The organism is Streptomyces sp. NPDC005774 (genome assembly GCF_042871645.1).
Classification (GTDB): domain Bacteria; phylum Actinomycetota; class Actinomycetes; order Streptomycetales; family Streptomycetaceae; genus Streptomyces; species Streptomyces pratens.
In genome coordinates this window covers 17179-38203 of record NZ_JBIAIV010000006.1, presented here as the reverse complement: position 1 = coordinate 38203, position 21025 = coordinate 17179, and the positions used below count along the sequence as shown (strand labels likewise).

Sequence of the window (21025 nt, the reverse complement as noted above, 5' to 3'; positions counted from 1 at the left end):
CCCGGTCAGGCCGTCGGCCCAGGTGCCCCGCCCCCTGCCGGCCTCGCGCCGTGGACAGCATCTCGCGCCCCCGCACCGGGGTCAGCAGTGGCCCGAGTACCGGGTCGGCCACCCACCCCAGCGGCGCCAGGAGGTCGGGGCCGAGCGGATCCCACAGGGGCAGAACGTCCATCAGTGTCTGCCAAGCCCCGTTGGAGTCCCCCCCACTGTGCCCGCTCCCGGGCCCGTTCGACCGCCGCTCCGAACGGGCCGTCCGCCGTGTACCGGTAGGTGCCGCTCCGCACCTGCCCCAGCGTCGCGTGAGCCGGCGCCATCGGTTCGGCGTCGGCACCGCGCAGGGGGGAACTCGAGCCGGGAATCGTCCTGGTACCGCCGCGCCGCGTGCTCGGCCACCAGCGGCGGGAGTAACTCGGGCGCATACCGCGGGTCCGTCACCAGGTCCGTGCAGTCCAGCCCGGAGGCGCCTCCGAGCAGGCGGCGTATCTGGTCCCCCAGCCCGGCGGCACGGGGTCTGCCGTACTCCGTGGCCTCGTCCAGCGCCCGCACAGCACGCTCTCAATCGCCGCGTAACGCCTCCAGCCGGGCCTCCTCCACCAGGGCGTCCAGCCTGCGCGTGGTGGCGTTGACGAACTCCGGCTCAGGCCCGCTCCGGTGCGCTTGCAGGCTGTGGAACTCGCGGTGCATGCCCTGCATGAACGCGAGGAAGTCCGCGTACCGCTGCGGCGGCTCCGCCCACCAGCTTGCCCAGGTGTACACCGCCCACTCGCCGTGCTCGTCCACGTCCTCGGGATCCATCAGGACGCAGGTGGCGTCGGACTCCACGTCCAGCCGCAGTCCGCGCCGCCAGAGGTCCGCCTCCCGCCGCTCCTCGGGCCCGGCGTCCTCGTCCCGCATCTCCTTGAAGACCTCCGCGAACCCCATGGGTTCGTGCACCTGCCAGTGCGCGTGCTCGGTCCCGGCCAGCAGGTACACGAATCCCCCGGCGTCCTGCCACCCGTCGCTTACCTTGAGGAACTCCCGGTAGGACGGGGGCATCCGCCGGCCGAGGAGCTCCTCCAGGGCGGCGATCCGCTCCTCGGACGCGGGTGGTGACCCCAGCCACCGCGCCTCCCTGGCGGCCTCGCCGATCTCGTCCAGTTCCTCGTCCTGCGGCAGGGAGTCCGCCCATTATTCCGCGCTCCACATGCGCAGGAAGGACCGTCAGTACCCCGGCGCGCGCCGTTTGCTCGTCGAACGCCCAGATGGGACGGCGCTCCGTGGGTTGACCGAGGCACGTCGGTCAACGCCGCCCCCCACTGACTTCGAAGACCCGACATCCCTGCCGCCCGGCCCGCCCTCCTGGGACGAGCCGAACTCCTGGACTTTTCCCGTTCTTTACAACCCGCCCGCCCCGTACCTCGTCTCTCTGCCCGACCGATGGTCCGGACCGTCGTGCCCGTACCGGGCGAACCGCCGGCGACCGGGCCGACGACCCGTCACCTCTCATGACGAATCCTTCTGGAGGACTGTTGAGCCTGCGAAGACTGAGGCTGCACGCGACTGCGGCCGGTACGGCGATGGCGTTGGCGGCGACGGTCACGCCGTCCCACGCGGCGGATGCCCTCACCGGCGGCGGGGGCCTGGCGGCGCGGGCTCCGGGTGCGGCATCGGTCACCCTGATCACGGGTGACCGGGTGACGCTCGATGCCGGCGGAGACATCACCGCGGTGGTGCGGGCGAAAGGGCGGGAGAACATACCGATCCGCGTGTACCGGCAGGACGAGGCCACCATGGTGGTGCCTCTGGACGCGCACGGGCTGATCGAGGACGGAACCGTGGACGCGGGCCTGTTCGACGTCACCGAACTCTCCCGGCGGGAGTACCGCGCCGTCGACGGGCTGCCCGTGATCGTCAGCTACGAAGGGGACTCGAAGCCGGTCGCGAAGGCGTTGCGCCGCGATGAGGACGTCCGGATCCGCGCCGAGTTCAACACCGTGCGGGCCGAAGCGCTGACCGCGCGTCAGGGGCACGGAGTGTCCCTGTGGAAGACGCTCACCGACCGCAAGCGGGCGAGTGACGGCGGGATGTCCCTGGAAGCCGCTCCCGGCGTCCGGGCGGTCAGCCTCGACCGGGTGAAGCAGCTCACCCTTGACGAGAGCCTCCGGCAGGTGGGCGCCGACGCGGCGCGGCGGGCCGGACTCGACGGCAGCGGAACGAGGATCGCCGTACTCGACTCCGGCATCGACGCCGGTCACGGCGACTTCGGCGACGGCAGGATCCTCGCTTCGGCGGACTTCACCGAGGAAGGCGACAAAGACACCGTCGGGCACGGCACGCACGTGGCGTCCACGGCGGCCGGGTCCGGGGCCCGTTCCGGCGGTACCTACCGCGGTGTCGCCCCCGGGGCCGATCTCATGGTGGGCAAGGTCATCGGAGAGTACGGGGGCCTCACCTCCTGGATCATCGAGGGCATGGAGTGGGCCGTCGGCCAGGGCGCCGACATCGTCAACATGAGCCTCGGCGGTCCCGCGTCCACGGGGCACGACCCCCTGGTGGAGACGGTCGACCGGCTGTCGAGGGACAGCGGCACGCTCTTCGTCGTGGCCGCGGGCAACGAGGGGCCCACCCGGGGGACCGTGGGCTCACCGGGCGTGGCGGCGTCGGCGCTGACCGTCGGCGCGGTCGACGGCAAGGACGCGGTCGCGTCGTTCTCCTCGGCGGGGCCGGGGCTGCCGGGCGGAGCGCTCAAGCCGGACATGTCCGCACCGGGAGTCCAGATCGCCGCGGCCTCGGCCGCCGGCAGCGAAATGGACCTGCTGGGCACACCGGTGGCGGACGGGTACGTCGCCATCGACGGCACGTCGATGGCCACCCCGCACGTGGCGGGCGCGGCCGCGCTGCTCCTGCAGAAGCACCCGGACTGGACCGGCGAGCAGCTCAAGAGGGCTCTCGTCGGTTCCGCCGAGGGCATCGACGCCGCGCCCGTCCAGACCGGCACGGGACGGCTGGACATACCACGGGCCCTGGCCCAGACGGTGACCGCCGACTCCGGCACGCCGAACTTCGGAACCGTCACGTCGCCGCAGGCCGGGGCCGACCCTGTTACGAAGAGCATCACCTACCGCAACAGCGGTACGGCCGACGTGACGCTGCGGCTGGATGCCCGCACCACCTCCGCGAACGGGGGACGCGCCCCCGAAGGGCTCTTCTCGCTCGGCGCGTCGTCGGTGACCGTGCCGGCCCGGGGCAGCGCCACGGCCGAGGTCACGGCCCACCCGGCCGCGCTCGCCGGGGCGAAGGCCGGTGACCACGGCATCGTCGTCACCGCGAAGGCCGGTGAGATCCAGGTCCGCACCGCGGGCAACCTCGCGGTCGAAGCGGAAAGGGTGGACGTCACCCTGGAGATCACCGGCTCCGACGGCGAACCCGCGCAAGGCGCCCGGGCCTTCGTGATCGGTGAGTCGGACGGCTTCAACGCGGTGAGCAAGGACGGCGTCATCACCGGAAGCGTGGAACGCGGCGACCACTTCATCGAGGTGCTCTCGCCCGATTCCTGGGAATCCGGCGGTGACGACGTGCGGATCGACTGGGCGCTCGCACCGCGGCTGACGGTCGACGGCCCGACCACCGTGAAGGTGGACCTGCGCAAGGGCAGGAAGCTGGACTTCACCGTCCCGGATCCGGACGCTTCCCTGAAGGAGATGGCGGCGAACTTCGACTCCGACCTGAGCGGCTGGTCCTGGTACTTCGGTGCGCCCGAAGGCGGCGTGCACACGCACGCGATCGCCGGCTCGGCAGCCGACACGTCCCTGCGTCTGTCGGTGCGCACTCTCCACGAGGGTTCCGACGGCGGGCGCTACTACGGATACCGTGAGACGCGGGACACGTTCCCGACCGGCCTCGTCAACAACCCCGGGCGCGAGGACATGGCGCAGGTCACCGCGGTCACGGGCCTGAGCACCGAGCGGGCCGAGGGCTGGCTGGACGCCGCGCCCGAGGGCGCAAGGCTGGGTATGGGCGCTGCCGTCAGCCTGCCGGGCGAGACCGGCATGTGGCTCCAGAGCGGCACTCCGTGGACGCTCAGCAGCTCGCAGTACGACGCGGACGAGTCCCTCGTGCAGATCTCGCAGACGCCGGACGAGGTGTTCGCACCGGGCAAGCACCACGAACGGACCCTGAACGTGGGCGTGTTCGGACCGGCCCTTTTCGGTGAGGCCCCCGCGTTCCTGTTGGAGGGGAACCTGCTCACCGGGCAGTTCGCCATGTTCGCGCCGGGTACCTCCGCCGACGGCTGGGCCCACGCGGACGAGGCTCGCACCCGGGTCTACCGCAACGGGACCCTCGTCCGCGACCTGCCGGTGCCCATGAACGAACTCGCCTTCGGCATCGCCGACGGCAGGGCCGAGTACCGGATCGTCTCCTCCGCCTCCCGGGCCGGCCTGGACTACACGAGCGTCTCCCGGGAGGTGACGGTCGACTACACCTTCGCCGTCGAGCCGGGCGGCGAGGAGATGAAGCCCGTGACCGGGCCGCTGGCCGTGCGGTTCTCCCCGGACCTCGCCACGGACAACACCGCGCCCGCGGGCAGGAAGCGCTTCCGCGTCCCGGTGGCGGTGCAGGGCGGCACTGCCGCGTCGTTGACGATCGAGACGTCCGTCGACGGCGGCACGCGCTGGACCACGGTCCACAAGGGGGCGGGGAACATCGCCGAGGTCGCGGTCCGCACGCCGGACGCGGGCGGTTCGGTGTCCCTGCGGGCCACCGCGGTCGACACCGCGGGCAACCGGAGTGTCCAGACCATCCTGGACGCCTTCCGGACCCGCTGATCCCGGTCCCTTCCGCGCTCCGACGAGGCGGGGGGGGGGGGGGGGGGGGGGGGGGCCCCCCCCCCCCCCCCCCCCCCCCGCCGCGGCATGCGTGCGTCGCGCTGCCGCGCGCACCGTGCCGCCGGTCTTGGACCGGGGCTCCCACGGGTGGCTCCGGCAGTGCTTCCCCCCAAGGCACCGACCCGTCGAGTCGGCCACCGCCGAGTGGACCGACCGGTACAACCACCGGCGACTCCACGGTGAGACAGGCCACGTTCCGCCCGTCGAATACGAAGCCGACCACTCCGTCGAACTCACGAAACCCCAGGTCATCACCACCGTCCGAGATCTCTGCCGAACCCGGGGCGGTTCAGCCCACACTGCGCCCGGCATGACAAGCTGTGCTTGCCCACTCCCGAACCCAGGAGGTCACCATGACCGCAGAGCCCGTATCCACGGAAGGTTCGGAGGCAGCTGCCCCCGAGACGTCCTCTCTGGCGCCCGACAGCGACGGCAACTACGACCTCAAACGCAAGTTCCGTGAAGCTCTGGCGCGCAAGCGTGGTGCGCAGACGGACGCGGCCGATGCTGCCGCCAACCCGAATGCGTCGAAGGTGCGTGCGGCGCACGGCCCGGCCGGGAGCCAGCGGTCGTTCAGGCGTAAGAGCGGCGGCTGAGTCGATCAGTCCTGCGGTCTGGCCGTTTCACCGGCACTCTGTGCGCTATCCATGGCTTCCAGATAGAGCCGCGCCCTGGGGTGGTTGGAGGAGTCGTCGGGGACCAGCGTGGTCTTCCTCGGGTCGAGGACCGTGATCTCGTCGAGGTGGCTGCAGAAGACGGCGTCCGTACCGCGTACGAACGCCGAGACACCGGTGACCTCCACCATCCAGCCGTCCCGGGCCGTGGGGGAGACCTTCTTCACCAGCCACTGCTCGTCACGGATGCGGACCTGGGCACCCGGGGCGTACGCGGCCTGGCCGCTCGGGCGGGCCACGTCCCCCGACGCGTCGAGGACGATCCCGTCGTCGCTCACCACGTCGAGCACGCCCTGGCCGTCACCGGCCTCCGCAACGGTGGTCACGTGCTGCTCCATTTCCCGCCCTCGATCTTCCTGAACCGCCGTCGTGCACGGCTCGTCCGCGTCTCTGCTTGTCGCATGCCACCGACACCGTGTCTCCCACGGCGCCACCGGAAGCCGGGCTCAGAGACCTGGCTGTGCGGCGTACCGGGTTCGCAACTCCTCGGTCACGCGCAGTGACGCGGGTGGGCGCCCCGGCTTCCGGGCCGCGGGCACGGGGACCCCGGCCGCCGGGCTGTGGGGTGCCGTGCTGCTCACCGGGGAGTCGGCCACGTCCGTGGCCTCGGTGACCCCGGTGGCCTCGGCGGTGTCTTCCTCGTTCGGCTCCGGTGCGGCCGGTGGAGGGCTGTCCAGGGGACTGCCCGACTCGTCCTCGTCGATGTCGACCGCCCGCTCGGCGAGCCGCTCCCACACGGTCGGCGGGTCGTTCTCGGGTGCTGCCGAGGCCGCCCCGTCCGTGGCAGTGGCGTCGATCAGGGCGTGCCGGGCCTCCATGGGGGACAGGCCCGCCGCGGACAACACGCTCGTGCATCCGGCCATCACCTCGTCGAGGGAAGGCCGGTCGGCCGGGTCGTGGGCCAGCATGGAGCTGATCAGCGGGACCAAGGCCTCGGGGAGGCCGCTCAGGTCCGGAGCGTGATCGGGGTTGGCGACCTGCCCGACGATCGCCTCCCAGCGTGCCCCGTCGTAGGGGTAGTGCCCGGTGGCCGCGTACAGCAGAACCGTGCCGAGTCCGTACACGTTGGCGGACTCCTTGACCTTCGTCCGCCCCAGAGCCTGCTCGGGCGGCATGCAACGCACGGTGTCAATGATCATTCCGCTGTGGGACAGCGTGTCCTTGGCGGTGTCGAGTAACGCCCCGAGGCCGAAGTCGATCAGGATGGGGACGTACACGCCCAGCATGACGTTCTGCGGCTTCAGGTCCCGGTGGAGGAGCCCCACCGCGTGAACGGCCTGAAGCCCCTCCGCCAGCAGAGCGCCGAGGCTCGCCACCGGGGGGCAGTGGACCCTGCCCGTCGACGTATACCAGCAGCGTCTGGCCCGGCACGTATTGCATGGCCAGCCACGGCCGCTCCGCGGAGGGGTCGGCGTCCAGGAACCGGGCGACCCGGTTCGTCCCCATCACCGTCCTGGCGATGAGCGCTTCCTTCTCGAAACGCGCCCGGGTGACCGGATCCAGCCGGTCCGAGCGGATCAGCTTCAACGCGACCGGATCGCCGGCGGGCGAGAAGGCCAGATAGACCTCGCCCATTCCCCCCGAGCCCAGCTCCCGTTCGACCGCATACCGGCCGATCTGCTCGGGCACCCCGTTCATGAACCGTGCGTATCCTCTCGCGCACCACGCGTCCCCCTGCGCGGCCTTGACCAAGCCCACACCATAGTCCGCAAAGCGAAGCAGGGGGACCCACCCCGTCCATTAACGTGCGAAAAGGCCATCGCCCTGAGAAAGGGAGAGCGGGACGGTCGCATCCGTGGCCGATTTTCGGGCGACCGGTGGCGCGGCCCTCCCCAGGTGCCGGGGCCGTCACCGGGGGAGGGCCGCCGTGCCGGGAAGCCTGAGCGTCACGGCCTCGGGCGCGGCAGGTCAGATCCGGTCCCGCCCCAGGTCCGCGACGAACCCGGACCATGCGCTCCGCGCGAACGCGAGCCGAGGGCCACCGCGCTCCTTGGAATCCCGGACGTGTATGGCGGTCGCGTCGGCGGCGACTTCTACGCACGCCCCTCCTTCGCCGCTGCTGTAGCTGCTCTTGAACCAGTCCAGCCGTGCGAGCTGTTCAGTGTTCATCGGTCTCCCAGCATCTTCTCGATCAGGGTCAGTGACTCTTCTGGCGTGAGCGCCTGCGCCCTGATGCTGCCGTAGCGTGCGGCAAGGATACGTACCTCGTCCGGATCCGTGGCCAGACGGCTGACGTGCTGTACTTCCAGGTACGCCACCTGGGGCTTGCCCTTCGGAGTGAGCAGGATGAAGGGCCCACCCAAGCTGGGATGCTCCTTGCGTTCCGTCGGCAGCACCTGAAGCTCCACGCTGCGTAGCCTGCCGAACTTCAGCAGCGCTTCAAGTTGCTCCCGATGAACGTTCCACCCGCCGAGCGGCCGACGCAATACGGATTCCTCGATGGTGAAGGTGGTGAAAGGCGGAGGCCAGCGGTCGAAGATCTGCTGGCGGTCCAGCCGTGCGGCCACGCGCTGTTCGACGGTTGCCTCGTCCAGCAGAGGTTGGCGGGTACCGAATACCACATGTGCGTGAGCCTCCGTCTGAAGGAGCCCGGGGATCGCGAGCGAGCTGTAGTCGTGCAGCTCGACTGCCTCCGCCTCCAACCGCGCGTAATTCCGAAACCACTCCGGATGCCGCACCCTCCGCCGGTTCTTCGCCCGTTCCACGTCTTCCGCCGCGGACGCGAGCAGGCCCCCGCAGTCCAGCAACTGGTCCACCGCGACGAGCAGTTCGGGTTGAGGCGTGCGCCGTGCCCGCTCGACCGACGAGATCGTCTCCTCGCCGTACCCGAGCCGGTCGCCCAGCTCCTTCTGGCTCAGACCGGCCCGCTCCCGGGCCACCTTGATCTGGCGGCCGAGGGCCCGGAACAGGTCCGCGACCTCGTCCGTGCCGTCCGCCTCATCGCCCGTGGGAGTCCCCGTACCCGGCTGTGCTGCCATGCCGTACCACCACCCTGTTCCTTGTGCAGAGGACGAACCGGCGAAAGCGCGGCCGGGACACGGCCGTACGCCCGTACATCACACCTTTCGTGCCGGGACAGTCGCCCTGCGTACTGCCCGGAGTGCTCCACGCAGTAGGACGAATCGGTCACCCTCGGTGATGTGAATCAGGAAACCGTCACCGCACCCGGTGAACCGACCGTCGGCACAGCCCACTTCCGCACCATGTTTCCCACCACGGCGCACGGCGCGCACACCGCACGCCATGCGGCCGAGCGCTGGCTCGCCGCACAGCAGGGGCGGCCGGAGCCCGCCGACGACGACAGCACGGCGACGGCCTCCCTCCTCATCGCCGAACTGACCGCGAACGCGGCCCTGCACGGCCGGGTGCGAGGAAGGAACGCACGCCTCGCCCTCACCCTGACCCCCGCCACCCTGCGGATCGAGGTCACCGACGCGAGGAGCGAACGTCTGCCCGCGCCGACCCCGGCCGCCGATGCCGACGGTGAGTCCGGACGGGGCCTGCTCCTCGTCGCCTTGCTGGCGGATGCCTGGGGCTGCGAGCCGCACCACCCGGGCGGCAAGACGGTGTGGGCGGAGTGCGCCCTGCGGGCCGCCCGGACAGGACGGTAGGCAGGGCAAGGGCACTCTGCCGCCCGGTGTCCCGCCCGCCCTGCTCACCACAGCCCGGCCGTCGGCCGGCCCGTCCTCAGGACGTGTCCCGGCTCTCCCAGCGGTCCCGGAACCACGTCAGCGTCTCGGTGAGCAGCTCCCGGTTGCGGTCCTTCTCCAGCAGGGACAGCCGGATGTTGGGGCGCAGCTCGAGCGAAGCCCTCTCCTTGGTCGCCGATGGCCTGTCCGATCAGGCCATCGGTCGCCGTCGCCGTCGCCACCGCCACCGCCACCGACTTCGGCCTCATCCACTGCTGACCCGAGCACGCGCCCTCCGTTCGACAGCTGCGGGAGGACGCCGAGCGCCGGCCGGCGGCCCTGCTCGCGGTGCCCGGTTCTCACCCGTACGTGGTAAATGCCTGGACCGGCGCCGTCTTTCAACGGAAGACTTCCGACTTCCGAACTTCCGGGAGTGTGATGGGGACCGTAGATACACGAGGGCCGACGCCGGGCAGGAGCGCGGTCGTTCTCGCGCTGCGCCGCTACGGCCGGGAACTGCTGCGCCTAAGACGGCTGGCCCTGCCCGCGCTGCTGCTGCCGGCCGTGGGCAACATCGGTATCCGCTACGTCGCCCCCCTGCTGATCGCCAAACTCGCGGGGCAGGCCGCCGGCGACGATGGTCTCACCCTCGGCTCGGCGCTGCCGTACGTGCTGGGCTTCGGCGCGGTGCTGCTGCTCGCCGAGACCGTGTGGCGGATCGGGCAGCACTGCCTGAACCGCGTGGATGCCCTCGGCGTGGAGCACCTGTACGTGAGCGGCATGGACGAACTCCTCGCCAAGGACGCCGCGTTCTTCCACGACAACTTCGCCGGCTCCCTGACCAAACGGGTGCTGAGCTTCGGCAAGCGCTTCGAGGACTTCGTCGACACGCTGACGTACCGGATCGTGGGCAGCCTCGTACCCCTGGTGTTCGGCGCCGTGGTGCTGTGGCACTACGAACCGATGCTCGTCGCCGGCCTTCTTGCGATGATCGCGCTGACCGTGGTGGCCGCGACGCCTCTCATCCGTCGCCGTCAGGCGCTCGTCAACGACCGTGAGGTGGCGATCGCCCGGGTCTCCGGCCATGTCGCCGACAGTCTCATGAACATGGAGACCATCCGGGCGTTCGCGGCCGAGCGGCGGGAGGCCGAAGAACACCGCAGCCGTGTCGCGGACTCCCGGCGCCTGACGTTGAAGTCGTGGGACTACGGCAACCTGCGCGTCGACACCCTGGTCGCCCCCATGGCCGTGCTGACCAACGTGCTGGGTCTGCTGGTCGCCGTCGCCTTCGGTGGCCCGGATCAGGGAGTGGAGGAGATCATTGTCGCTTTCACCTACTACTCCAACGCGACCCAGATCATGTTCGAGTTCAACCAGATCTACCGGCGTCTGGAGAGCTCGATGACCGAGGCCGCACAGTTCACGGAGTTGCTGCTGGACCCGCCCACCGTGCTGGACCCGGCGGAAGCCGAACCGCTCGCGCCGCGGAACACCGACATCCGCTTCGAGGCGGTGACCTTCGCCCACGAGGGTGCGAAGCCGATCTTTCAGGGCCTCGACCTGGACGTGCCCGGCGGCGCACGGATCGGCCTGGTCGGCAGGTCCGGCGGTGGCAAGACCACACTCACCCGACTCCTGCTGCGGATGGCGGACATCGACGACGGACGTGTCCTGATCGGCGGTCAGGACATCAGCCGGCTGCGCCAGGCCGACCTGCGCTCACTGATCGCCTACGTTCCGCAGGAACCCGCGATGTTCCACCGCAGCCTGCGGGACAACATCGCCTTCGCCCGGCCCGGCGCCACCGACGAGGAGGTCCACGCGGCGGCCGAGGCCGCCCACGTCACGGAGTTCGCCGAGCAACTGCCCGAGGGCTTCGCCACCCTGGTGGGGGAGAGGGGAGTGAAGCTGTCGGGCGGTCAGCGCCAACGGGTCGCCCTCGCCAGGGCGGTCCTTCGCGACGCCCCGATCCTGCTGCTCGACGAGGCGACCAGCGCGCTGGACTCAGAGAGCGAGATCCTCGTCCAGGACGCCCTGTGGCGGCTGATGGACGGACGTACGGCCCTCGTCGTCGCCCACCGCCTGAGCACCGTCGCCGGCATGGACCGTCTCGTCGTCCTCGACCGGGGACGCGTCGTCGAGCAGGGCACTCACGGGGAACTGCTCGCCGCGGACGGCGCCTACGCCAAGCTGTGGCGGCACCAGTCGGGCGGTTTCCTCGGCGAGAATGCTGAGCCGGCCCCCGACGGCGACCCACCGGGAACCGGTCTCGCCGCACTGCCGGGACCGGCCGAACCGGCGCCGGACCGGGGTGGGAAGGCGTCGCCGCAGGCTCGCACGAGCACCGGGCCCGCATGATCGAGCCGGTTCCCGGCCATCGCCGGGCCCCCCGTCCCCACGAGGCCCGGCGCCAGTCGGCCTTCCACGCCGTCGGTGACCACCACGTCCCCTCACGCCTGGTGATACCGCTGCGCGCCCGGGACGGGTGTCGCGTGGTTCTTCCGTCATTGCAGAACACCCGGTGCCGGCTGACCGGGCATGCCGATCGATGTAGCCTCCGGACAACGCCCTTGACCTGCAAAAACAGGCAGGGAGCAGATGAAACGGGAGCATCTTCATGTTTCGCACCATGTTCAAGTCCAAGATCTAGCGTTCGGGTGTTCGCACAGGTCAGGGGCGTGATCAGGCCGTTCGGGTCAGCAAATGGTCAGCATCGGGCGCGGGGGCGTCCCAGCTCGCTGACCGGGTGACCGCCATGACGGGGGACCTGGGCACAGATGCCTGGCTTCCGCTTGGAAGGTTCGCTGCATGACTCGGCAGCTCGTCTGCGGCATGGATCCTGAGCGAGTGGGCTGCGTTCCGGGTCAAAGCGGCGTGTCTTGCGGGTGCGGCCTGCCCTCTCCGGCCGCTGCCGCGATCCCGCCCGCCCCGGTGTCGTTCTCGTCCACCGCGCCGGCGCCATGGGCCTCGACTTCGGCACCGGTGTCATCCCCGACACCGAGACCGACGCCGCAGCCGACTCCACCGCGGCAACCCTCCGCATGACCTGCTGTGTCATGATCACCCGCGCCCGCGAGCGGGGCTGGTCCTGGGTCGGCAGGGCAGCAGGCTGCCGCGCCACCTGGAAGGGCTGCACGGGTGGGTCATGATGGGCTGTGAGGGCCCGCCGGGTGAGATGCCCGAGGGAGGGGCGGGCGGTGCCCGACCCGTACATACGACAGGGGAGCCCCGTATCCGCCATGCCGCCACCTCCCAGCAGCGATACTGGATGCATGGACACGACGACCACCGCCCCCCGCGCCGAGGTGCTGCGGGACCGCTACAACAGTCGGCTGCCCGAGCGCTTGCAGGAGCTGGTCGGCCCCATCGAGGGCAACGTGGACCTGCCGCTCCACATCGTCTGGTCCGGGCGGACAAGCTACGCTCTGGACCGTCCGAAGTCCCGCATGACGCTCTACCGGACCGTCCTCGCCGAAGGCCTGCGCGAGGACCTGGTGGCCCTCCTGCACCACCGGCTGCTCACCGAGCAGTGGCCCGTGCTGCGCCGCTTGGTCAGCCCTTATATCCGCGAGGTCTGGGAGGACGCCTTCCCCGAGCTGCTCCGCACCGCTCCGGCCGACACGACCGCCGCGTGAAGCTCACTGCGCTCCACGAGCGTCTCCTCGCCGACATCCTCGACCTCGGCTCCCCCTACCCGCTGGTCCTCACCGGCGGATACGCCGTGCAGGCCCACGGCCTGGTCGAACGCTTCAGCCGCGACCTCGACGTCGCCACCGAGAACCCCGCTCCGATGGGTGAGATCGTCGCCTCGCTCACCGCAGGCCTCAGCGCGCGCGGATGGCGGACCACGCACGTCCGGACCGATCCGCTCAGCGGCCGGTTCCTCGTCACCGATCCGGACACCGGCGAGGAGTGTGAGGTCGACGTCCTCAAGGAGGCCTTCTGGGCCCCGCCCGCCCAGACCCCCTACGGCCCCGTCCTCTCCCTTGACGACGTGATCGGCACCAAGGTCCGCGCCCTCGCCGACCGCGGCGCCGTCCGCGACCTCATCGACGTCCAGGCCGCCTCCCGCCACCGCTCCACCGCCGACCTCGAAACCCTCGGCCGCCGCCGCGCCCACGACGAGTTCAGCCTCGAAGACCTCCGGGACCGGCTCATCGGCGCGGACTGGTACGAGGACGAGGACTACACCGCGTACGGGCTCACCTCCCGGCAGATCGAAGAACTCAAGGTGTGGGCGCTGGAGTGGGTGGAGGATCTGGGGGCACGGATCCATGACGAGAACGCCTGAGAGGGCGTTTTGAGCAGGCAGATTGCCCTTGATGCCCTGACCCCTGCGCACAGCAAAGAGGGGCGCCCGCAGGAGTGACCTGGCGCAACGTCAGCACCCCGAGCCGGGCCCAGGGAGGCTCCGCACGTGCGGGACCGGGCCTCGATCCGTCTCGGTCGGACTTCGCGCAGGGTGATGTCGGCGTTTCGGCCATTCCCAGTCCAGAGCCACCCCGAGCCGGACCAGGGGTTCCGGGGCCGCAGCGTTCCCTCGCGCATGTGATTACGGGCTCCCGAGCACGACCGAATGACATGTGTTCGAAATCGATGCTGGGTCGTTGGTCCTCACGAATCCGCCTCAGCGATCGTCCCAGGGGGGAACGATGACCTCGGCCATCACACAAGAGCAGCCGCTTCAACCATCGAACGGCACCTCGCAGGACGACGAACCGGAGGAGGCCAGTGTTCGAGAGGAGGAGTTCCTCCACCGCGACGAGTCACGGCTCCAGACCGGATCGCTGCTGACCACCCACACGATGGCGCGGCGCCTGCCCCACTCGTCCTGCACCCGCTGCTCCTCCCTCTGCTCTTCCTGGCATGCCTATCGCAGGCAGCCGCCCACGTCCGGTCCGCGCGCGTGATCTACGGCGGGGCGAGGCCGGTGACCGCGGTGGTTCTCCGCGCGGAATGCACCGTGTTGCCCGGGCACCGTTCCGGCGGTGACGTGTGAGCAGCAGACGGCACACGGAGCCGGTGGACGTCCACCTGATTGCGCTACGCGAGGGCGCCACGGGGCCGGAGGTATTGCTCTCGCGCCGCGCCGGGGAGGTGTACGCAGCGGGGTGCTGGCACCTGCCCTCCGGACACCTGGACGGACCGTGGGAAGACATGGTCACCGCTCTGGTGCGCGAGACCCTCGAAGAGACCGGCCTTGCCGTCGATCCGGCCGATGTCCGCGCTGCCCTCACCGTGCACCACCGCTCTCCCGCCGGCGCAAGCCGTGTCGGGCTGTTCTTCGAAGTCAGGCGCTGGAACGGCGTCCCGCAGGTGAGAGAACCCGAGGTGTGCGACGCCATGGCCTGGTTCACGTTCGATGCGCTGCCCGAGCCGATGGTCGCGTACTGCCGTGCCGGACTGGACGCCTACCGGACCGGCGTCCGGATGGCGGTGCACTTCCAGGAGCCAGGCGACTCGATCTCCTACGACCCGGCCGCCGACCGGATGATCACGATCCCTGGCAGCGGGATCGACGGCGCTGTCCCGGACGACGTGCGCGATTTCGCCGAGCCGGCGGTCGGCTGGATCACCGGCTGGACGGACGTCTCCTGGCCACGCGAGGGCAGCCGCGTATGGCGAGCCCACGGCGCCGAAGGCGGCACCTGGTACGTCAAGATCCACCAAAACGGCCGCTTCCATCAGCGCGAGGTGGACGCGTTGCGCGGCTGGGTTCCCGCTCTCGGTACGGCCGCGCCACGGCTGGTGGCCGCCGACCTCGCTCTGCGGGCCGTGGTACTCACCGCAGTGGGAGGCCACTGCCGGCACGGCGCCGTCCACTCTCCCCGGCAGCAGCGCCGGATCTTCCATCGCATCGGGCGGCTCGCGGCGACCATCCACCGCAGCGCCCCGGCACGGCCGATCGTCAGCCCTCTGCTCCTGGGGAAGCTGGAGCGACACCTGGACGGAGCCCGCGCCTACCTCGCCACCGGGAATGAGGAGTTCATCCGCGCCATCGCCGGCACAGCCGCCGCTCTTCCTCCCTTGGAAGCGGTGCCCACCCACGGCGACTTTCAGTTGCGCAATCTGCGTTGGGACGAAGCCTCCGACGAGCTGTACGTGTTCGATTTCGAGAGAAGTGAGGCGGGACCGGCGATCCGCGACTTCGTGCGGCTTTCCGATGCCTGGCATGGCCGGCCCGACCTGCAGGAGGCCGTGTGGAACAGCTACGGCCGCGCCCTCACCCGGGCCGAGGAGGAGCACCTCGAAGTCCTGTCCGTCCTCGATGCCGTTCCCGGAATCTCCTACGGCGCCGCTCACAACGATCCGGAGCTGGTGGAGCGTGGTCTGCGCACCCTGTCTCGACTCCGCACCTCCCCATACCCCACCGCGCGTGAGGAGTAGCAACGTGACGGACATCGCCCGCAGCACGGCAGAGCACCACATGCGCCTGCTGCCGCGCTACTACAACCAGGTGGAAGCGGGACGCAAGACGATCGAGGTTCGCGTGGGCACCCCTGCCAAGCGCGCGATCCGGGCCGGTGCCACGCTCGTCTTCCACGACCGTGGCAGCGCCCGGGAAGTCGACGTCGTCGCCCGGAGCATCACCGAGCACCCCACCTTCGAGGAACTCCTCGACGCCCACGGAACCCTGCTCATCGAGCCCGATGCCACGCGTGCCGAACTGCTCCAGGCGCTCCGGGGCGTCTACCCGCCGGAGAAGGAGGGCTTGGGCGTCCTGGCGATCTCTTTCGATCACCGACCTGGGCGCCCCGGCCGTCCACAACCGATGACGCCGACCGAGTACGTCAAGACGGTGCCCCACCACACCGTGTACGGATGCCTGTACGTCCGCGACGCACTGGACCGCCCCGTGCAACTGCGTTCGGTGTACGGCAACCGGCTCTGGCAGTTTCCCGGCGGAAACACCGACACCGGTGAAGACCCCCTGGAGACGGCACGCCGCGAGGCGGTCGAGGAGACCGGCCTCGAACTCGGCAACGGCACGCCCCGCCTCCTGCTGACGCACTACCTCCTCCCAGGGCCCTTCTGGCCGATGGGCAAGGTCGGCTTGATCTTCGACGGAGGGAACCTCACTGACGGGCAGCTACGGAGCATCCGTCCGGACCCGGCCGAGCACGACATGTGGGCCGTCCACGACCTCGCCCGGTGGCGGCGCCTCATGGGTGAGGCGCCCTTCGCCCGTCTGGAGGCCGTCGAGCACGCCCGCACCGGCCAAGGCCCGCACTACCTCGTCAGCGGTTGGCCCCTGAACGGGGCACAGAAACCGTGGAGCGACCGTGACCGCTGAAGAACTCAACGCGAACGCCTGGGCCCTCTACGGCCGCCGCCAGCTCACCCGTGCCTACACGCCACCCATTCCCCAGCAGATCAATTGGTCGCCCTGGGAAGGCGTCGGCCCCGGCACCGAAATCCTCGGGGACATGGCCGGCCGCCGAGTCCTGGACATCGGTTCCGGAGCCGGCCACCACGCCGTCCACCTCGCCCGACGCCACGGCGCCCGCGTCACCGGCATCGAACTCTCACCCACCCAGCACGAGCGCGCCATCTCTGCGCACGGGCACGTCCCCGGCGTGCAGTTCGTGCAGGGTGACATGGTCGACCACCTCACCGGCGGCGAGCGCTTCGACGCCGCCTACGCCATCGGCACCCTGGCGTTCATCGACCCGTACCGTGCGCTGCCCGCGCTGCGCGACGGCCTGCTCCCCGGTGCGCCCCTCGTTCTCTCCCTCCTCCACACCGACCTGCACGGCCGCGGCCCCATCTCGATGGTTGAGCCACGCGAGCAGATGATCCTGCTCAAGGGTGAGCCGCCCCTGCCCACCCAGATGTGGGTCCTGGGCCCCCGACTGTGGGAGGACCTGCTCACCGAGCACGGATTCCGCGTCGACACCGTCGACCTGCTGCACCACCCCGACCGGAGCGCCCCCGTCGTGTACCAGCTCATCCGTGCCCGCCGCCTTCCCGACCGGCCCGGCCGGGCCACCAGTCGGCCCCGCACCGCCCGCCCGCTCGCTGCGCACGCCGCCGTCGGCGTCGGCGCCATCGTCCTCAGCGATCGAGGTGTCCTCCTGGGCCGCCACCGCCACGGGACCCTGGAACTGCCGGGAGGAACCGTGGAGGCCGGGGAATCTCTCGAAGCCACCGTGGTCCGTGAACTCGCCGAGGAGACCGGCCTGACCACACGGCCCGCCGACGTCACGCTCCTGGGCACACTCGTCGACCACGTCGGAGACGTCGTGCGGGTCACCATCGGCGCCGTTGTCAACTCCTGGCACGGCCGGCCGGCCACGCAGCCCGACGAGAGCGTCGGCGACTGGGCCTGGTACCCCCTGGATCAGCTGCCGGACGGCCTGTTCGTGTGCAGCGCCCAGATCCTCACCGCCTGGCGCCCCGACCTGCCCATCGACCACGCCCCGGCACACTTCACCCCCTACGCCCACCGTGCGGCGCCCTCGACATGCTGACCTGGATGCCTGTGCTCGCCCTGACTCGGCCTACTTTGACGGAGAGGGATCGGGCGTTTTGAGCGGGGTTGGGGCCGGGGCTTCGAGTGTGGGGAGGCTTGGTGGGTGCTGTCCTGCTGTGGAGGTCTGACTCCTGACATCGTTGACCGGGGTGTCTTGCTCACACTGTGTCGACCGCCGGCCGGGGATGGTGCGTTGCCGGCATCGGGCCGGCCTGCCCCGGTGCTCCCCCTTCAGGGGGTACCGGGGCGGAAAGCTGTGTGAGGACGCGGACGTCAGTCGTCGTACGACAGGCCGTGCCCGGAGCGGAAGAGGACCGCGGCCGGGTCGTCGGCCCGCTGGATGGGCACGGGCAGCTTGCCGCGCGGCTCGACCCGGCCGGCGATCACCCGGGCGGCGGCGCGCAGTTCGACCTCGGTCCAGCAGTAGGAGACCAGCGAGGCCGGGATGTCGCCGAGGTGGGCGATGTCGTAGGGGTTGCGCACCGCGAGGTGGACGACGGGGATGCCCGTCGCGAGCAGTCGGGACACCAGAGTGCGCTGGGTGCTGGTGGCGTCGACGTTGTCGGTGGTGACCACCACCGCGTCCCGTCCCCGTGCGGCGGCCACGGCCTCGTCGACCTTCGCCGCGTCGGGCGCCCGGCCGGTGGCGAGGTGGGTGGTGCTGTAGCCCAGTTCGTCGAACGCCTTGGCCAGCTCGGGCACTGTGGTGCGGGTGTCGTCGGTCGGGAAGGCCGGGCTGGCGCCGACCACGAGCAGCTTCTTCTGCCTGCGGCGCAGCGGGAGCGCCTCGTCCTCGTTGACCAGCAGGGTGGTGGTGCGCTCGGCGATCCGGGCGGCGGCGAGTTGGTGCTTGCGGGCGCCGACGACCCGGTCGACCTCCTTCGGGGAGATGTAGGGGCTGCCGCTGAGCAGGCCGACCTTGTCCTTGACCCGCAGGATGCGCAGGACCGACTCGTCGAGTCGGTCCTCGGTGATCTCTCCGCTGCGGACGGCGGCCAGGACGCCGTTGTAGGCGACGTCGATGTCCGGCGGGAACAGCAGTTGGTCGGCGCCGGCCTTCAGGGCGAGGACGGGCACGCGGTCGTCGCCGTACTTGGTGCGCACGCCGCGCATGTTGAGGGCGTCGGTTACGATCACGCCGTCGAAGCCGAGCTCGTCACGCAGCACGCCCTGGAGGATCCTGGGCGACAGGGTGGCCGGTTCGTTGCTGGGGTCGAGCGCGGGGACCTGGAGGTGCGCGGTCATGATCGAGTCGACGCCGGCGGCGATCGCGGCCTTGAAGGGCGGGGCGTCGATGCGGTCCCACTCCTCGCGGGTGTGGGTGATCACGGGCAGTTCGGTGTGGCTGTCCTCCCCGGTGTCCCCGTGGCCCGGGAAGTGCTTGGCGCAGGCCACGACGCCGACTTGCTGATAACCCGTCACCTGGGCCGCCACCATGCGACCGACCTCGCGGGCGTCGGCGCCGAAGGAGCGGACGTTGATGATGGGGTTGGCCGGATTGACGTTGACGTCGGCGACCGGGGCAAAGTTCTGATGAATGCCCAGGGTGGCGAGTTCGGTGCCTGATATCCGTCCGGCGGTGCGCGCGTCGGAGAGCGAGCGGCCCGCGCCGAGCGCCATCGCGCCCGGCAGCTGGGTGGCGCCGCTGCCGATGCGGACGTTGGCCCCGTGCTCCTGGTCGATGGAGATCAGGGACGGGATGGGGGTGGGCAGGGCGAGCGAGGCTCGCTGCACACCGTTCGTCAAGTCCGCTATCTGACGGGGGTCTTGGACGTTGTTCGCCCAGCCGGAGAAGTAGATGACACCGCCGATGTGGTACTTGGCGATGAGCTCGGCCACGGTGCGGACGCCGAGTTCCCTGAGGTTGCGGTCCTGGTCGAACTGGCTGGGAGAAGTCGCCGAGGTACCGTAGAAGTACGGCACGAACAGCTGGCCGATCTTCGCCTCGATGCTCATTTTGGAGATGATCTTCTTGAGGCGGTTGTCGCGCTTGTGCGCGACCGCGGGGGTAGCCGTCACGCCCACGATGCCCGTTGCGCTCGCAGCAACCACGGTCGCGGAGGCGAGAATGGTTCGTCTGGACAGACTCCGGTCCTGCATGCGGACATGCTCCTTCCAGCCTTGCCCATCAAGGGAATTGAAGGAAACGTGAAGGACTCCGAACAGCGGGAAAAGTAGCCCGCAGATCACGGGCAGGGCAAGAGGTCTAGACAAAATAGGTCTAGACAAAAGGGAATGCTGCGCGGTGCGATGACATCTGATCTGGGCTGATACGTGAAACACGCCGCTTCCTGTGATCCTTGAGGCGCCTAGCTTGATCTTTAACCTGTGCGGCGGGGTCATGGGGTGGCTGACTTCTTCGCGCGTCGTTGCGCTGGCTGTGTCCGGTCCCTTGCCCGCCGGCTGTTCATCAATGCGGCGGACGTCCCCTGGCGCCTTCCGATCCGCACGATCTTCGCCCAGCCCACCGCCGAGGCCGTCCGCACCCAACTCGACGCCGTCGCTGACATGCTCGGACGACAGTTCCCCAAGGTGAGGACGATGCTCCTGGAGGCCAAGGCCGACCTGACCGCCTTCGCAGACTTCCCCGAGCGACATTGGAAGAAGATCCAGTCGACCAACCCCTTGGAGCGGGTCAACCGGGAGATCAAGCGCCGCATCGACGTCGTCCAGATCTTCCCCAACCCCGGCGCCCTCGAACGCCTCACCACCGCCGTGCTCATCGAGATGCACGACGAATGGATTGCCTTCCCCTGCCGCTACCTCCCCGAAGGCAGCATGGACAAGATCTATCCAGATGAAGATCAAACCGACACGGTTACACCACTACAGGGGACATGACCGAGTTGCGCAGGAGAGAGTCCGGGGCGGCCGTCGCGCGGATACCAGGAAACGAAGTCCGTGTCGTCCCAGAGCCCGTCAAGGTGATCACGTACCCACATCGCAGTCGTACCGCTGGGGTTACTGGCCCGCGCTATCCGAGCGGTGAGCTCCGGCACTACCGCACCGGACCGGGGACGAACAGGCACGGACCACCTCAGGAAGACAGGACACCTACCGAACCACCCGAAGTGTTCCAACCGCCGGCTGTCCTGTCCCGGGAACTTCAAGCTCCCCGACGGAGTCGCTCGGTCACGGAGCGCATGTTCGTCCTGGTGCGCCGCTGCCTTGCTCCGCTCGGCAGCATGGTCCACGCACCAGAGGAAGGTCTCTGAACGTCCTTCACTGTGCCGGCGGGTGACCTGGGCTTTTCAGATCACGGAGTGGCGGGGGGGGGGGGGGGGGGCCCCCCCCCCCCCCCCCCCCCCACCCCCCCCCCCCCCCCCCCCCCCCCCCCCCCCCCCGCCACACCCCCCCCCCCCGCCCCCCCCCACGGCACCCGAC

General features: G+C 70.2%; 17 protein-coding genes and 1 pseudogene. 12 read left to right on the top strand and 6 right to left on the bottom strand.

What is annotated here, in order from left to right; translation table 11 throughout:
• Positions 1 to 555: 555 nt before the first annotated feature.
• Positions 556 to 1035, bottom strand: coding sequence for a hypothetical protein (locus ACFYQA_RS07910; RefSeq protein WP_388913118.1), 480 nt, complete (start codon positions 1033 to 1035; stop codon positions 556 to 558).
• 473 nt (positions 1036 to 1508) lie between these two features.
• Between ACFYQA_RS07910 and ACFYQA_RS07905 the strand changes: the two genes are divergently transcribed.
• Both ACFYQA_RS07905 and ACFYQA_RS07900 read left to right on the top strand, forming a co-directional pair.
• Positions 1509 to 4805, top strand: a complete 3297-nt coding sequence (locus tag ACFYQA_RS07905; RefSeq protein ID WP_388913115.1) for a S8 family serine peptidase — start codon at positions 1509 to 1511, stop codon at positions 4803 to 4805.
• Between the two features lie 413 nt (positions 4806 to 5218).
• A complete protein-coding gene (locus tag ACFYQA_RS07900) occupies positions 5219 to 5461 on the top strand; it encodes a DUF5302 domain-containing protein (RefSeq protein ID WP_388913112.1) in 243 nt (80 codons plus the stop codon).
• 5 nt (positions 5462 to 5466) lie between these two features.
• Here ACFYQA_RS07900 and ACFYQA_RS07895 read toward each other — a convergent pair whose 3' ends face one another.
• The 4 genes from ACFYQA_RS07895 to ACFYQA_RS07880 form a co-directional block, all read right to left on the bottom strand.
• Entirely contained in the window at positions 5467 to 5865 is a 399-nt protein-coding gene (locus ACFYQA_RS07895) for a hypothetical protein (protein WP_388913110.1), read from the bottom strand.
• A gap of 120 nt (positions 5866 to 5985) precedes the next feature.
• On the bottom strand, positions 5986 to 6855 hold the full coding sequence (locus ACFYQA_RS07890; protein WP_388913107.1) for a protein kinase: 870 nt from the start codon (positions 6853 to 6855) through the stop codon (positions 5986 to 5988).
• 592 nt (positions 6856 to 7447) lie between these two features.
• Positions 7448 to 7648, bottom strand: coding sequence for a DUF397 domain-containing protein (locus tag ACFYQA_RS07885; RefSeq protein WP_388913104.1), 201 nt, complete (start codon positions 7646 to 7648; stop codon positions 7448 to 7450).
• Positions 7645 to 8517: a Scr1 family TA system antitoxin-like transcriptional regulator gene (locus tag ACFYQA_RS07880; RefSeq protein WP_388913101.1), complete on the bottom strand. Its 873-nt coding sequence runs from the start codon at positions 8515 to 8517 to the stop codon at positions 7645 to 7647. Before ACFYQA_RS07880 ends, ACFYQA_RS07885 begins: the two co-directional genes overlap by 4 nt.
• Before the next feature lie 162 nt (positions 8518 to 8679).
• Between ACFYQA_RS07880 and ACFYQA_RS07875 the strand changes: the two genes are divergently transcribed.
• The 9 genes from ACFYQA_RS07875 to ACFYQA_RS07835 all read left to right on the top strand — a co-directional run bounded on the left by ACFYQA_RS07875 (position 8680) and on the right by ACFYQA_RS07835 (position 17639).
• Entirely contained in the window at positions 8680 to 9150 is a 471-nt protein-coding gene (locus ACFYQA_RS07875; RefSeq protein WP_388913098.1) for an ATP-binding protein, read from the top strand.
• Between the two features lie 456 nt (positions 9151 to 9606).
• Positions 9607 to 11526, top strand: coding sequence for an ABC transporter ATP-binding protein (locus tag ACFYQA_RS07870; RefSeq protein ID WP_388913095.1), 1920 nt, complete (start codon positions 9607 to 9609; stop codon positions 11524 to 11526).
• 521 nt (positions 11527 to 12047) lie between these two features.
• Positions 12048 to 12317 (top strand): hypothetical protein, encoded by a 270-nt coding sequence (locus tag ACFYQA_RS07865; RefSeq protein ID WP_388913092.1) that lies wholly within the window; start codon positions 12048 to 12050, stop codon positions 12315 to 12317.
• Positions 12318 to 12440: 123 nt separating this feature from the next.
• The gene (locus ACFYQA_RS07860) at positions 12441 to 12803 is read left to right on the top strand and encodes a hypothetical protein (protein WP_388913089.1); all 363 of its coding nucleotides are present in this window, start codon (positions 12441 to 12443) and stop codon (positions 12801 to 12803) included.
• Positions 12800 to 13459 carry a nucleotidyl transferase AbiEii/AbiGii toxin family protein gene (locus tag ACFYQA_RS07855; RefSeq protein ID WP_388913086.1) on the top strand — a complete coding sequence of 220 codons (660 nt, stop codon included), beginning with the start codon at positions 12800 to 12802 and terminating at the stop codon, positions 13457 to 13459. The genes ACFYQA_RS07860 and ACFYQA_RS07855 overlap by 4 nt, the downstream gene beginning before the upstream one ends.
• Before the next feature lie 361 nt (positions 13460 to 13820).
• On the top strand, positions 13821 to 14078 hold the full coding sequence (locus tag ACFYQA_RS07850; protein WP_388913083.1) for a hypothetical protein: 258 nt from the start codon (positions 13821 to 13823) through the stop codon (positions 14076 to 14078).
• Positions 14079 to 14163: 85 nt separating this feature from the next.
• Entirely contained in the window at positions 14164 to 15555 is a 1392-nt protein-coding gene (locus tag ACFYQA_RS07845) for a phosphotransferase (RefSeq protein WP_388913080.1), read from the top strand.
• 4 nt (positions 15556 to 15559) lie between these two features.
• Positions 15560 to 16462: an NUDIX domain-containing protein gene (locus tag ACFYQA_RS07840; RefSeq protein WP_388913077.1), complete on the top strand. Its 903-nt coding sequence runs from the start codon at positions 15560 to 15562 to the stop codon at positions 16460 to 16462.
• Positions 16452 to 17639 (top strand): NUDIX domain-containing protein, encoded by a 1188-nt coding sequence (locus ACFYQA_RS07835; RefSeq protein WP_388913074.1) that lies wholly within the window; start codon positions 16452 to 16454, stop codon positions 17637 to 17639. The genes ACFYQA_RS07840 and ACFYQA_RS07835 overlap by 11 nt, the downstream gene beginning before the upstream one ends.
• 275 nt (positions 17640 to 17914) lie before the next feature.
• On the opposite strand, the gene ACFYQA_RS07830 is transcribed toward ACFYQA_RS07835, so the two are convergent.
• Entirely contained in the window at positions 17915 to 19741 is a 1827-nt protein-coding gene (locus ACFYQA_RS07830) for a glycoside hydrolase family 3 protein (RefSeq protein WP_388913071.1), read from the bottom strand.
• A gap of 342 nt (positions 19742 to 20083) precedes the next feature.
• Between ACFYQA_RS07830 and ACFYQA_RS07825 the strand changes: the two are divergent.
• Positions 20084 to 20482, top strand: a pseudogene (locus ACFYQA_RS07825) (transposase); the annotation flags it as partial.
• Positions 20483 to 21025 lie beyond the last annotated feature (543 nt).